This is a genomic window from Arenimonas malthae CC-JY-1, assembly GCF_000747075.1.
Lineage (GTDB): Bacteria > Pseudomonadota > Gammaproteobacteria > Xanthomonadales > Xanthomonadaceae > Arenimonas > Arenimonas malthae.
The window spans coordinates 36,481-47,661 of the sequence record NZ_AVCH01000053.1 but is presented as its reverse complement, the minus strand read 5'-3'; the positions used below and the strand labels follow the sequence as shown (position 1 = coordinate 47,661).

The following is an 11,181-nucleotide window of genomic DNA, read 5'->3' as shown; positions in this document are numbered from 1 at the left end:
AGCGACAGGCACGGCCGCCGCCACTCGCGGCGCGCCAGCCGCCCGCCTTCCGCGACGGCCAGCGCGGCCAGCGGCCAGCGCAGCCCGGCAGGCAGCGCGCTCAGCAGGATCGACAGGCCGGCCAGCAGGCCGAGCAGGCACAGGCCCCGCGCAAGCCAGCGCGAAGGCCGCCAGTCAATGCGGCAGGTCGATGATGCGCTGGACGATGCCATCGAGGTCGCTGTCCCCCGGCCGCTCGCGGCCCATGAACCAGCGCCAGAGCTTATCGTCCTCGGTGTCGAGCAGCCGTAGGAAAAGCGAACGTTCGGCGTCGTCCGCCGCCGGCCAGCGGCCGTCGAGGTAACGCAGCATGAGCTGGTCGAGCTCGCGCATGCCGCGACGGCAGCGCCAGCGCAGCCGTCGCAGTTCGGCGTCGTCGCTCACGCCCGCCGCCTCAGGCGCCGCGGCGCTGCAGCATCAGCTTCTTGATCTCGCCGATGGCCCGCGCCGGGTTCAGGCCCTTCGGGCAGGTGCGCGCGCAGTTCATGATGGTGTGGCAGCGGTAGAGCTTGAACGGATCTTCCAGGTCGTCCAGGCGGGCGCCGGTGTCCTCGTCGCGCGAATCGATGATCCAGCGGTAGGCCTGCAGCAGGATCGCCGGGCCCAGGTAGCGGTCGCCGTTCCACCAGTAGCTGGGGCAGCTGGTCGAGCAGCAGGCGCACAGGATGCACTCGTACAGGCCGTCGAGCTTGGCGCGGTCTTCCTTCGACTGCAGGCGCTCCTTGGCCGGGGCCGCGCTCTGGGTGCGCAGCCAGGGCTTGATGGAGGCGTACTGGGCGTAGAAGTGGCTCAGGTCCGGCACCAGGTCCTTGATGACCGGCATGTGCGGCAGCGGGTAGATCGGCACGTCCTTGCCGCCGCACTCGTCGATGGCCTTGGTGCAGGCCAGCGTGTTGGTGCCGTCGATGTTCATCGCGCACGAACCGCAGATGCCCTCGCGGCAGGAGCGGCGGAAGGTGAGCGTGGGGTCGATTTCGTTCTTGATCTTGATCAGCGCGTCCAGGACCATCGGCCCGCACGAGTCCATGTCGACCTCGTAGGTGTCGGTGCGCGGGTTGGCGCTGTCGTCCGGGTTCCAGCGGTAGACCTTGAAGGTGCGCACGTTCTTCGCGCCCGGCGCGGGGAAGTGCTTGCCCTTGGTGACCTTGGAATTCTTCGGGAGGGTGAACTCAGCCATGTGCTCGGTTCTCGGTTCGGTGCCTGGGCCCGCGGCGCGGGCGTGGGTGCCTCAGTAGGTGCGCGCCTTGGGCGGCACCACGTCCACGTCCTTGCTGAGCGTGTACATGTGCACCGGGCGGTAGTCGAGGGTGGTGTTGCCGGCCTCGTCCACCCAGCACAGGGTGTGCTTGTGCCAGTTCACGTCGTCGCGCTCCTGGTAGTCCTCGCGGGCGTGGGCGCCGCGCGATTCCTTGCGGTTCTCGGCCGAGACCATGGTGGCCACGGCCTGGCCCAGCAGGTTCTGCAGCTCCAGGGTTTCGATGAGGTCGGAGTTCCAGACCAGGGACCGGTCGGAAACGCGCACGTCCTCGAACGACTTCACCACCTCGCGGATCTTCTGCACGCCCTCGAGCAGGGTTTCGCCGGTGCGGAACACCGCGGCGTTGTTCTGCATGACCTGCTGCATGTTGCCGCGGATGTCGGCCGTCGGCGTACCGCCGCTGGCGTGGCGCAGCTTGTCGAGGTTGGCCAGCGACTTGTCGCAGGCCGACGCCGGCAGCGACTTGTGCGGCGCGCCCGGCTTGATCGTCTCGGCGCAGCGGTTGGCCACGGCGCGGCCGAACACCACCAGGTCGAGCAGCGAGTTCGAACCCAGGCGGTTGGCACCGTGCACCGACACGCAGGCGGCCTCGCCGATGGCGTACAGGCCCGGCACGACGGTGTCGGGGTTGCCGTTCTTCAGGGTGACCACTTCGCCGTGGTAGTTGGTCTGCAGGCCGCCCATGTTGTAGTGCACCGTCGGCAGCACCGGGATCGGCTGCTTGGTCACGTCGACGCCGGCGAAGATCTTGGCGGTCTCGGCGATGCCCGGCAGCTTCTCGTGGATGTCGGCCGGGTTGAGGTGGGTCAGGTCGAGGTGGATGTGGTCCTTCTTCGGGCCCACGCCGCGGCCTTCGCGGATCTCGATGGTCATCGAGCGGCTGACCACGTCGCGCGAGGCCAGGTCCTTGGCGTTCGGGGCGTAGCGCTCCATGAAGCGCTCGCCGTTGGAATTGCGCAGGATGCCGCCTTCGCCGCGCACGCCCTCGGTGATCAGGCAGCCGGCGCCGTAGATGCCGGTGGGGTGGAACTGCACGAACTCCATGTCCTGCAGCGGCAGGCCGGCGCGCAGCGCCATGCCGCCGCCGTCGCCGGTGCAGGTATGGGCCGAGGTGGCGGAGAAATAGGCACGGCCGTAGCCGCCGGTGGCCAGCACGGTGCCCTGGGCGCGGAACAGGTGCAGCTCGCCGGTGGCCATGTCGAGCGCCAGCACGCCGCGGCAGGCGCCTTCCTCGTCCATGACCAGGTCGAGCGCGAAGTACTCGATGAAGAACTCGGCCGAGTGCGCCAGCGACTGCTGGTACAGGGTGTGCAGGATGGCGTGGCCGGTGCGGTCGGCGGCGGCGCAGGTGCGCTGGGCGGTGCCCTTGCCGTAGTGCGTGGTCATGCCGCCGAAGGGGCGCTGGTAGATCTTGCCGTCCTCGGTGCGCGAGAAGGGCACGCCCTGGTGCTCGAGCTCGATGATGGCCGGGATGGCCTCGCGGCACATGTACTCGATGGCGTCCTGGTCGCCCAGCCAGTCCGAGCCCTTGATGGTGTCGTAGAAGTGGAAGCGCCAGTCGTCCTCGCCCATGTTGCCCAGCGCGGCCGAGATGCCGCCCTGCGCGGCCACGGTGTGCGAACGGGTCGGGAAGACCTTGCTGATGCAGGCGGTCTTCAGGCCCTTCTGGGCCAGGCCGAAGGTGGCGCGCAGGCCGGCGCCACCGGCGCCGACGACGACCATGTCGTAGGTGTGCTCGTGGATCTTGTAGGCGGACGTCATGGCGTTCTCAGTGTTTGTTGTCGATGCGGCCCATGGCGCGCATCAGGCAGTAAAGACGATGCGGCCGATGGCCAGCAGGGAGGCGATGGCGGCGATGGCGTAGGCGAACTTCACCGCCACCTGCAGCACCAGTTCGGCGCCGCCGTGCACGTAGTCCTCGATCACCACCTGCAGGCCCAGCCGGGCGTGCCAGAACAGCGACAGCACGAAGGCCGTCAGCAGGATCGCGGTGAGCGGCTGGGACAGGGTGGCGCGCACGGTGGCCTGGTCGTCGCCGAGCAGGCCGATCATGAGGATCACGAACCACGGGGTGAGCAACATCAGCGCGATCGCGGTCAGGCGCTGGTGCCACCAGTGGCTGGTGCCGTCCTTGGCGGAGCCCAGGCCCTTGGCGCGCGCGAGCGGGTTGCGCAGGCTCATGCCGCACCTCCCGCCGTGAAGCCGAAGTACCAGAGCACCGCGGTCAGCACGATGGCGAGCGCGATCACGGCGTAGCCGCTGGCATAGACCTTGGGGATGTCGAAACCGTGGCCGGCGTCCCACGCCAGGTGCCGGATGCCGTTGAGGAAGTGGTAGACCAGGCAGGCCGAGAAGGCGAACAGCGCCACCTGCCCCGGCACCGAGGCCAGCACCGCCTGCAGCGATTCGAACGCGCCCGGGCTGGACGCGGCGGCCACCAGCCAGCCGGCGAGCACCAGGGCCCCCAGGGCGAGGACCACGCCGGTGGCGCGGTGCAGGATGGACATCACGCTGGTGATCTGCGGGCGGTAGACCTGCAGGTGCGGTGACAGGGGTCGTTCTTGCGTCGCCATGGGCTGCGCTCGTCTGGGTGAGGTGGGAAGTATGGAAGGCGCGATGTGGGCGCCGCGTCAGAAGTCGATGCAGCGGCCGTTCTTTTCCCAGTCGCCGTAGCGGGTGGGTTCGGGGCCGTCGCGGCCCCCGACCTCCGCCGGTGGCGCCGCGCCAGGCGCGCCCGTGGGCGGCTCGCCAGGCTGGGGCTCGGGGGATGCGGCTGTTTCGCCTATGATTCGCGGCTCGGTCGCCATCCGCCAATGTTAAGTCCCGCACCCATGTCGTTCAAGCCAAACCTTGCCGCGAACGCCTGCCATCCCCTGCCCGGCCACGGCATCCTCGAGGTGTCGGGGCCCGACGCCGCGGCCTTCCTGCAGGCGCAGGCGATGAACGACGTGGCCGCGCTGGCGCCCGGCCGCTGGCACTGGAATGGCCTGCTGACGCCCAAGGGCCGGGTGATTGCGCTGTTCGCGCTTGTCCATGCAGCGCCGTCGCGATTCCTGATGGTGCTGCCGGATTTCCCCGCGGAGGAACTGGCGTCACGGATGAAACGCTTCGTGTTCCGGAGCAAGGTGGTGCTGCAACCATTGCCCTGGGTGGCCGCGGCCGGCCCCTCGCCCGCTTTTGCCGCCGCCGATGCCGTGCTGGATGGCGGCGACGGCGGACTGGCGCTGGACATGGGCGGCGAAGACGGCCCGCGCTGCCTGTGGCTGCTGCCGTCCGGGCACCCTTCGCTGGCGGCACCCGACGCCGCCGTGGCCTCGGCCTGGCATGCCGCCGACCTCGCCCACGGCCTGCCGCGCCTGCCGGAAGGCCAGCGGGAGGCGTGGACGCCGCAGATGCTCTCGCTCGAACGCCTGGCGGCCTTCAGCCTCAAGAAGGGCTGCTACCCGGGCCAGGAAATCGTCGCGCGCACGCATTACCTGGGACAGGCCAAGCGCGGCCTGGTGCGCCTGGCCGGCGAAAGCCTGCAGCCTGGCCTGGCGGTGGACGCCGCCGGGCAGGCCGTCGGCACGGTGGTTTGCGCCACCGGCGACGGCCGCGAAGCCCTGGCGGTGCTGGGCGCGGACGCGCCGGGGGACCTGGCGGCCGGGGGGCAGCCCTGCCGGCGCCTGCCGCTGCGTGAAGGATTGCGCCGCCCCGCCTGAGACCCGCGTCACGATTGGCGCCCCCCGGCCGTATCTGCTATATCGGGCCGCAAGGGAGGAGTCCAACATGAAGCGTATCCGTGGCCTAGCGGCCTTCGTACTTGCTTTCGTCTCGGCGCCGTCGCTGGCCGCCGATTACACCCTCGCGGTGGAGCCGAACTACCCGCCGTCGCAGGCGCAGCTGGTGTACAAGCCGCTGCTCGACTACCTCTCGGCCAGCACCGGCCACACCTTCAAGCTCAAGACCTCGGCCAACTACCACGTCTACTGGCGCGACCTGCGCGCGGGCATGAAGGTGGACTTCGCCTTCGAGGAAGCGCACTTCACCAGTTACCGCATCGACCGCCTCGGCTTCACGCCGCTGGTGCGCGTGGCCGAGCCCACCCGCTATTCGCTGCTGGCCGACGCGGCCATCGCCGAAGGCGGCACCGCGGGCCTGATCGGCTACCGCGTGGTCAGCATGCCGGCGCCCAGCATGGGCTACCTGCTGCTGGGCGAGATCTACCGCAACCCGATCGCCCAGCCCGAGATCAAGTCGGTGGCCTCGAACTGGCGCGATGGCGTGGAAATGATCTTCTCGCAGGAAACCGAGGCGGCGATGGTGCCCAACTACATCGCCCAGCTCTACCCGAACCTGGTGGTGGTGTCGGAATCGCGCGAATTCACCGGCCGTACGCTCAGCGCCGCCGGCACCGTGCCCGGCGACGTGCGCGAGGCGGTGGCCACGGCCATGCTGAAGCTGCACGAGGACGCCGCCCTGTACGAAGTGCTGGCCGAACTCGGCGCCAGCCAGTTCGTCGAGACTTCCAACGACGCCTATGCCGGCACCGAGAAGCTGCTCGCCGGCGTGTTCGGCTACCGCCCGAAGCCTTCGGCCCCGGCTCCGGCGCCGGTGGAGGAAGTGGAGATCGACGAGGACGCGCTGGGCGGCATCGAGGTCCAGGCCGAGGACTGAGCCCGGCGCTTCAGCCCAGTTCGAACTGGATGGCATCGCCGGTGTTCACGGCGATGCCCTGCCCCAGGCTGATGGTGCCCGACTTGCGAAGGTGCAGTTCGTCGCGGTGCAGCTTGATCTCGTCGTCCTCGCCGATGCGCACGTAGGTGCCATTCGTGGAGCGGTCCGAGAGCGTGAAGTGGCCGCGCTTGTACTCGACCATGGCGTGCGTGCGGCTGACCCAGTCGGCCTCGACCTGCAGGCCGTTGCCCGGTTCGCGGCCCATCGAAAACGGCTCGGAATGCGGGCCCAGCTCGACCACCCGGCCGCGATGGCGCAGGCGCAGCACCGCGGCGCCCTCGCCTTCCTCGGCGGCGGCGCGCACCGAACTTTGCACCATGGTCATGCCGGAGGTGTCCTCCTGCCAGACCAGGTCGACGATGGCGATCGGCAGCAGCTTGCCGCTGACCCGCGCCTTGCCCAGGCTGCGCGCCTCGGGCGCACGGCCCGACAGGCTGTCGTAGGTGGCGGCCGTGGTCACCACCTGTTCGCGCTTGGCCAGCGAAGCCATGCGCGCGGCGGTGTTCACCGCGTCGCCGTAGACGTCGCCGTCGGCCTCCTCGAGCGCATCGCCATGGTGCAGGCCGATGCGCACGGCCAGGCTGTCGCGCACGAAGTCGATGTCGCGGGCCATGCGCCGCTGCATGTCGCAGGCCGCCAGCACGCCGTTGAGCGCGGCCGGGAAGGTGCACATGATCTCGTCGCCGATGGTCTTGATGACCCGCCCGCCATGCTGCTGGCAAACCTGGGTCAGCGCACCCAGGACCAGCGCGATCAGCCGGCGCGCCTCGACGTCACCCTTGGTCTCGAACAGCCGGGTGCTGCCGCTGACGTCGGCGAAGAGGATCGTCTGGGGCCGGGACGGGCTCATGTCCAGCAAAACGACATCAGGCCAGGCGCTCGGCCATGGCCACGATGTCATCGTCGCTGGGAATGACCAGGAAGGCGGCGCCCGCCAGCGGCGTGTAGGTGTCCTCGCCGACCACCCGGCGCAGCGGCTTGGCACCGTGGCCGGCCTCGACCACCGCGGTGATCACGCCCTCGCCCACGCCCGCCGAGCGGCGGCCTTCGTCCACCACCAGGATGCGGTCGCACTCGCCGGCATGGCGTGCGATCGCGTCGCCGTTGAGCGGCTGCAGCCAGCGCAGGTCCACCACGCGCACCTTCCAACCCTTCGCGGCTTCGATGCGGCGCGCGGCGCGCAGGCTCATGGGCACGCCGTTGCCGAAGGTGAAGATGACCAGGTCGCGGGCTTCGGGCGCGTAGACGCGCTCCTCGCCCAGCACCATCGCCTGGTCGACCGGCGGGTAGCTGGTCAGCCACTGGCCGTCGCCCGGCTCGTACAGGTCCTTGGTCATGTACAGCGCGATCGGCTCGAGGTAGGCGCAGACGCGGCCGTCCACCTTCGCCATGGCCATCATCGTGCGCAGCATGGTGGCGGCGTCGTCGCCGCGGCTGGGGCAGCCGACCACCAGGCCGGGGATGTCGCGCAGCGCGGTGATCGAGTTGTCGTTGTGGAAATGGCCGCCGAAGCCGCGCTGGTACCCCAGCGAGGCCACGCGCATCACCATCGGGTTGCGGTACTGGCCGTTGGAGAAGAACTGCAGGCTGCAGGCCTCGCCGCGGATCTGGTCGCAGGCGTTGTGGAAATACGCCAGGTACTGGATCTCGGGCATCGGCAGCATGCCCATGTTGGCGTAACCCTGGGCCAGGCCCAGGATCATGGTCTCGTCGAGCAGCGTGTTGAACACGCGGGCGTTCTTGAACGCCTTGTGCAGGCCCTTGGTGACCGTGTAGACGCCGCCCTTCTGCGCCACGTCCTCGCCGAACAGCAGCGTTTCCGGGTACTTGCAGAACAGGTCGTGCAGGGCCTGGTTGATCTGGATGGCCAGGTGCTTCGGCGGCTGGTTCTCGGGCAGCTTCGCCTCGCCGCCGAACACGGCCAGGCGCTTGTCGGCGTAGTCGCTGCGGCTGGCCTCGGCGGCCACCTTGTCGGGCGTGTACGGCGCCAGCGGCGCCATCACCTCGGCCAGGTCGGTCAGCTTCGGGCGGCGGTCGGCTTCCTCCGCGGCGGCGAAGCAGCGCGCGCGCATGGCTTCGTACTTCTGCAACAGCTCGTCCTTAGACATCAGGCCCGAGACCAGCGCGATCTCGGCCGAGCGCAGCAGCGGGTCGGTGGCTTCCACCGCCATCAGCTCCTCGAAGCTGCGCCACTCGATCTCGAAGTCGGTGCCGGCGTGGCCCATGATTCGGGTGGTCTTGAGGTGCAGGAAGGTCGGGCGGCGCGTGCGCCGGCAGTGTTCCACCGCGGCCTGCACCTGGCCGTAGCCTTCGGCCAGGTCGAGGCCGTCGGCGTAGAAATAGTCCAGCCCGTCTCGGTGGCGGAAGGCATTGCCGATCCAGCCGCCCGGGGTCTTCACCGAGATGCCGATGCCGTTGTCCTCGCAGACGAACAGCACCGGCGCCGGCAGCTTCTGGTAGGCCGTCCACTGCGCGGTGTTGAAGGCGGTCTGGGCGGTGGCGTGGTTGCTCGAGGCGTCGCCGAAGCTGCAGATGGCGATCGAATCCTGCGGGATCGGCAACTCGTGGCCGATGCGGCGCGCCTGCTCGATGGCGATGGCGGTGCCCAGGGCCTTGGGCAGGTGCGAGGCGATCGTCGAGGTCTGCGGCAGTACCCACAGCGGCTTGCTGCCCCAGACCTTGTGGCGGCCGCCCGAGGCCGGGTCGTCCTTGCTGGCGGCGAAGCTGAGCGCGGAATCCATCACCGGGTCCATGCCCGGCAGCTTGCGGAAGCGCTCGGCCATGAAGCCGCCGGAGCGGTAGTGCAGGAAGGCCGGGTCGGTGTGGCGCGTCAGCCGCGCCACCATGGCATTGCCCTCGTGGCCCGAGGAGCCGATGGTGTAGAACACCTTCTGCTGCACGCGCAGCACGCGCGCCATCAGGTCGAGGTGGCGCGACACCAGCTGCGATTCGAACAGGGCCAGGAAGTCTTCGGCCGTGCAGGCGCTGCCGTCGAGCACCGGCTCGTGCGGCGCCGGCCGGTGCTGCGGCGTCCCCTGCCAGCCCTTCACGAACTCGGTGAAGTTGTCGTCGCAGACCTTGGCGCGGTTGACGTCCTTGTGGCGGGCCGGGATCAGGGGGGCGGTCATGGCGCTCAGAACGCGTTGATGCCGGTGACTTCGCGGCCGATGACCAGCTGGTGCACGGTCTCGGTGCCCTCGTAGGTGATGACCGACTCGAGGTTGAGCGCGTGGCGGATCGGCGGGTGCTCGGTGGTGATGCCGGCGCCGCCGAGGATGTCGCGCGCCTCGCGGGCGATGTCCAGCGCCATGCGGCAGTTGTTCCACTTCGCCAGCGACACCTGCGAATGCTGCAGCGTGCCGGCGTCCTTGAGGCGGCCCAGCTGCAGCGACAGCAGCTGCGCGAGCGTGATGCGGCGGGCCATGTCGGCCAGCTTGAGCTGCACGGCCTGGGTGGCGGCGATCGGGCGGTTGAACAGGATGCGGGTCTTGGAATACTCCAGCGCCGAGGTGTAGCTGGCGATGGCGGCGCCGATCGGGCCCCAGGTGATGCCGTAGCGGGCCTGGCTGAGGCAGCCCAGCGGGCCCTTGAGGCCCTTCACGTTCGGCAGGCGCTGGCTGTCGGGCACGCGCACGCCGTCGAAGAACAGGGCCGAGGTGACCGAGGCGCGCAGGCTCATCTTCTTGTGCACGACCTGGGTTTCGAAGCCCTTGGTGCCCTTCTCGACGATGAAGCCCTGGATGCCCTCGTCGGTCATCGCCCAGACGATGGCGATGTCGGCCAGCGAGCCGTTGGTGATCCACATCTTGGCGCCGTTGATGACCCAGTCGCCGCCGTCCTTCTTGGCGGTCGTCTTCATGTTGGCCGGGTCGGAACCACCGTGCGGCTCGGTCAGGCCGAAGCAGCCGATGATCTCGCCGCGGGCCATGCCCGGCAGGTACTTCTGGCGCTGCTCTTCCGAGCCGTAGGCGTAGATGGGGTACATGCACAGCGAGCTCTGCACCGAGACGAAGCTGCGGATGCCGGAATCACCGCGCTCGAGCTCCTGGCAGATCAGGCCGTAGCTGACGGCGTTGAGGTTGGCGCAGCCGTACTTCTCGGGCAGCGAGGAACCCAGCAGGCCCATGGCCGCGATCTCGGGCACCAGTTCCTCGGGGAAGCGGCCCTGGTCGAAGCAGTCGCCGATGATCGGCAGCACCTTCTCGTCGGTGAAGCGGGCGACGCTGTCCTGGATCATGCGCTCCTCTTCCGAGAGCAGCGAACGGATGTCGAACAGGTCGGTCGGGTTCAGGGCCATGGCTTGGGGTTTTCGCTGGACGGGAAAACCGGGATTTTAGCCGGTTCCCCGGCCGGCCGGCAGTCCGTCGGCAGTCAGCCCAATGAAGAAGGGCCGGCCTTGCGGCCGGCCCTCCGGGGGCGACGCGGGGGGAGGAGGCGCGTCAGCCCTTGGGCGGGGTCCCGGCGCCGGCGACGGCGATCACGCCGTCCTCCACCGGCAGGCGGTCGCCCGGGTCCTCGGCCATCACCAGGCTGCCGGTCTGGCCCTCGTAGCGCCAGGTCACGTCGTAGCCGACGATCTTGTCGCGTTCGCCCAGCAGGACCTGGTCGCCCGGCTTGGACTCGACCCGGACGCTGCCCAGTTCGCCCTCGCTGCGGTAGGTCACGTCGTAACCGACGATTTCCTCGCGCGGCTCGGTCACGGTCTGGCAGACCTGCTCGACCTCGGTGTACTTCTTGCCGCCGGCGTGGCGGCGGTCGATCTCGCGGCCGGCATAGGCGCCGCCCACGGCGCCGGCCACGGTGGCCAGCTTGCGGCCGTCGCCGCCGCCCACCTGGTTGCCCAGCAGGCCGCCGACCACGGCGCCCACGACCATGCCGTCCTTGTCGCCGAAACGCTCGGGCTGGCGCTTCTCGACCACCCGGTCCTCGCACACCTGGCGGGAGCCGGTGCGCATCTCGGTGATGGCGGTGGAAGACACCACCTCGCCGTAGATCGGCTCCTTTTCGGTGATCGGGGTGGACGACACCACCTCGGCATACGGCGTCGCGAACGTCTGGTACGCGGCGATGGCGCCGCCACCCGCGAGCATGCCGGCCAGCACGGCCAATACGGTCTTGTTCATGGTCTTGTCCTCGTTTGGCGGCGGTTCTCCGCCGACGCGAATGGA

The 11,181-nt window shown here is 69.5% G+C and carries 12 protein-coding genes and 1 pseudogene; 2 read left to right on the top strand and 11 right to left on the bottom strand.

Going from position 1 to position 11,181, the window contains the following annotated elements:
- The 7 genes and pseudogenes from N790_RS16555 to N790_RS15495 form a co-directional block, all read right to left on the bottom strand.
- Positions 1 to 212 (bottom strand): annotated as a pseudogene (locus N790_RS16555) (hypothetical protein); the annotation flags it as partial.
- Entirely contained in the window at positions 175 to 423 is a 249-nt protein-coding gene (locus N790_RS03790) for an FAD assembly factor SdhE (RefSeq protein ID WP_043800944.1), read from the bottom strand. The gene N790_RS03790 and the pseudogene N790_RS16555, both read right to left, overlap by 38 nt.
- A gap of 10 nt (positions 424 to 433) precedes the next feature.
- Complete coding sequence (locus N790_RS03785) at positions 434 to 1,216, bottom strand: succinate dehydrogenase iron-sulfur subunit (protein ID WP_043800942.1); 783 nt, start codon at positions 1,214 to 1,216, stop codon at positions 434 to 436.
- Positions 1,217 to 1,267: 51 nt separating this feature from the next.
- Positions 1,268 to 3,058, bottom strand: a complete 1,791-nt coding sequence (gene sdhA / locus N790_RS03780) for a succinate dehydrogenase flavoprotein subunit (protein ID WP_043800939.1) — start codon at positions 3,056 to 3,058, stop codon at positions 1,268 to 1,270.
- Between the two features lie 42 nt (positions 3,059 to 3,100).
- Positions 3,101 to 3,478 (bottom strand): succinate dehydrogenase, hydrophobic membrane anchor protein, encoded by a 378-nt coding sequence (gene sdhD / locus N790_RS03775; protein WP_043800935.1) that lies wholly within the window; start codon positions 3,476 to 3,478, stop codon positions 3,101 to 3,103.
- The gene (gene sdhC / locus N790_RS03770) at positions 3,475 to 3,870 is read right to left on the bottom strand and encodes a succinate dehydrogenase, cytochrome b556 subunit (RefSeq protein WP_043800932.1); all 396 of its coding nucleotides are present in this window, start codon (positions 3,868 to 3,870) and stop codon (positions 3,475 to 3,477) included. Before sdhC ends, sdhD begins: the two co-directional genes overlap by 4 nt.
- Before the next feature lie 57 nt (positions 3,871 to 3,927).
- Positions 3,928 to 4,104, bottom strand: a complete 177-nt coding sequence (locus tag N790_RS15495; protein WP_211251944.1) for a DUF1674 domain-containing protein — start codon at positions 4,102 to 4,104, stop codon at positions 3,928 to 3,930.
- A gap of 24 nt (positions 4,105 to 4,128) precedes the next feature.
- Here N790_RS15495 and ygfZ point away from each other — a divergent pair, with 24 nt between their 5' ends.
- Both ygfZ and N790_RS03760 read left to right on the top strand, forming a co-directional pair.
- Positions 4,129 to 4,998 carry a CAF17-like 4Fe-4S cluster assembly/insertion protein YgfZ gene (ygfZ, locus tag N790_RS03765; protein WP_043800930.1) on the top strand — a complete coding sequence of 290 codons (870 nt, stop codon included), beginning with the start codon at positions 4,129 to 4,131 and terminating at the stop codon, positions 4,996 to 4,998.
- A 67-nt stretch (positions 4,999 to 5,065) separates the two neighbouring features.
- Positions 5,066 to 5,953, top strand: coding sequence for a phosphate/phosphite/phosphonate ABC transporter substrate-binding protein (locus N790_RS03760; RefSeq protein ID WP_043800927.1), 888 nt, complete (start codon positions 5,066 to 5,068; stop codon positions 5,951 to 5,953).
- A 10-nt stretch (positions 5,954 to 5,963) separates the two neighbouring features.
- On the opposite strand, the gene N790_RS03755 is transcribed toward N790_RS03760, so the two are convergent.
- The 4 genes from N790_RS03755 to N790_RS03740 all read right to left on the bottom strand — a co-directional run bounded on the left by N790_RS03755 (position 5,964) and on the right by N790_RS03740 (position 11,136).
- Positions 5,964 to 6,863: an adenylate/guanylate cyclase domain-containing protein gene (locus tag N790_RS03755; RefSeq protein WP_052385662.1), complete on the bottom strand. Its 900-nt coding sequence runs from the start codon at positions 6,861 to 6,863 to the stop codon at positions 5,964 to 5,966.
- Positions 6,864 to 6,879: 16 nt separating this feature from the next.
- On the bottom strand, positions 6,880 to 9,141 hold the full coding sequence (locus N790_RS03750; RefSeq protein ID WP_043800925.1) for a thiamine pyrophosphate-dependent enzyme: 2,262 nt from the start codon (positions 9,139 to 9,141) through the stop codon (positions 6,880 to 6,882).
- 5 nt (positions 9,142 to 9,146) lie between these two features.
- Positions 9,147 to 10,310 carry an acyl-CoA dehydrogenase family protein gene (locus tag N790_RS03745; protein WP_043800921.1) on the bottom strand — a complete coding sequence of 388 codons (1,164 nt, stop codon included), beginning with the start codon at positions 10,308 to 10,310 and terminating at the stop codon, positions 9,147 to 9,149.
- A gap of 142 nt (positions 10,311 to 10,452) precedes the next feature.
- Positions 10,453 to 11,136 carry a glycine zipper 2TM domain-containing protein gene (locus tag N790_RS03740; protein WP_084062597.1) on the bottom strand — a complete coding sequence of 228 codons (684 nt, stop codon included), beginning with the start codon at positions 11,134 to 11,136 and terminating at the stop codon, positions 10,453 to 10,455.
- Positions 11,137 to 11,181: the final 45 nt, after the last annotated feature.

Bases quoted from the DNA above. Each gene is read 5' to 3' on its own strand.
- N790_RS03785 (WP_043800942.1), bottom strand. From the start codon at position 1,216: ATGGCTGAGTTCACCCTCCCGAAGAATTCCAAGGTCACCAAGGGCAAG.
- sdhA (WP_043800939.1), bottom strand. From the start codon at position 3,058: ATGACGTCCGCCTACAAGATCCACGAGCACACCTACGACATGGTCGTC.
- sdhD (WP_043800935.1), bottom strand. From the start codon at position 3,478: ATGAGCCTGCGCAACCCGCTCGCGCGCGCCAAGGGCCTGGGCTCCGCC.
- sdhC (WP_043800932.1), bottom strand. From the start codon at position 3,870: ATGGCGACGCAAGAACGACCCCTGTCACCGCACCTGCAGGTCTACCGC.
- N790_RS15495 (WP_211251944.1), bottom strand. From the start codon at position 4,104: ATGGCGACCGAGCCGCGAATCATAGGCGAAACAGCCGCATCCCCCGAG.
- ygfZ (WP_043800930.1), top strand. From the start codon at position 4,129: ATGTCGTTCAAGCCAAACCTTGCCGCGAACGCCTGCCATCCCCTGCCC.
- N790_RS03760 (WP_043800927.1), top strand. From the start codon at position 5,066: ATGAAGCGTATCCGTGGCCTAGCGGCCTTCGTACTTGCTTTCGTCTCG.
- N790_RS03755 (WP_052385662.1), bottom strand. From the start codon at position 6,863: ATGAGCCCGTCCCGGCCCCAGACGATCCTCTTCGCCGACGTCAGCGGC.
- N790_RS03750 (WP_043800925.1), bottom strand. From the start codon at position 9,141: ATGACCGCCCCCCTGATCCCGGCCCGCCACAAGGACGTCAACCGCGCC.
- N790_RS03745 (WP_043800921.1), bottom strand. From the start codon at position 10,310: ATGGCCCTGAACCCGACCGACCTGTTCGACATCCGTTCGCTGCTCTCG.
- N790_RS03740 (WP_084062597.1), bottom strand. From the start codon at position 11,136: ATGAACAAGACCGTATTGGCCGTGCTGGCCGGCATGCTCGCGGGTGGC.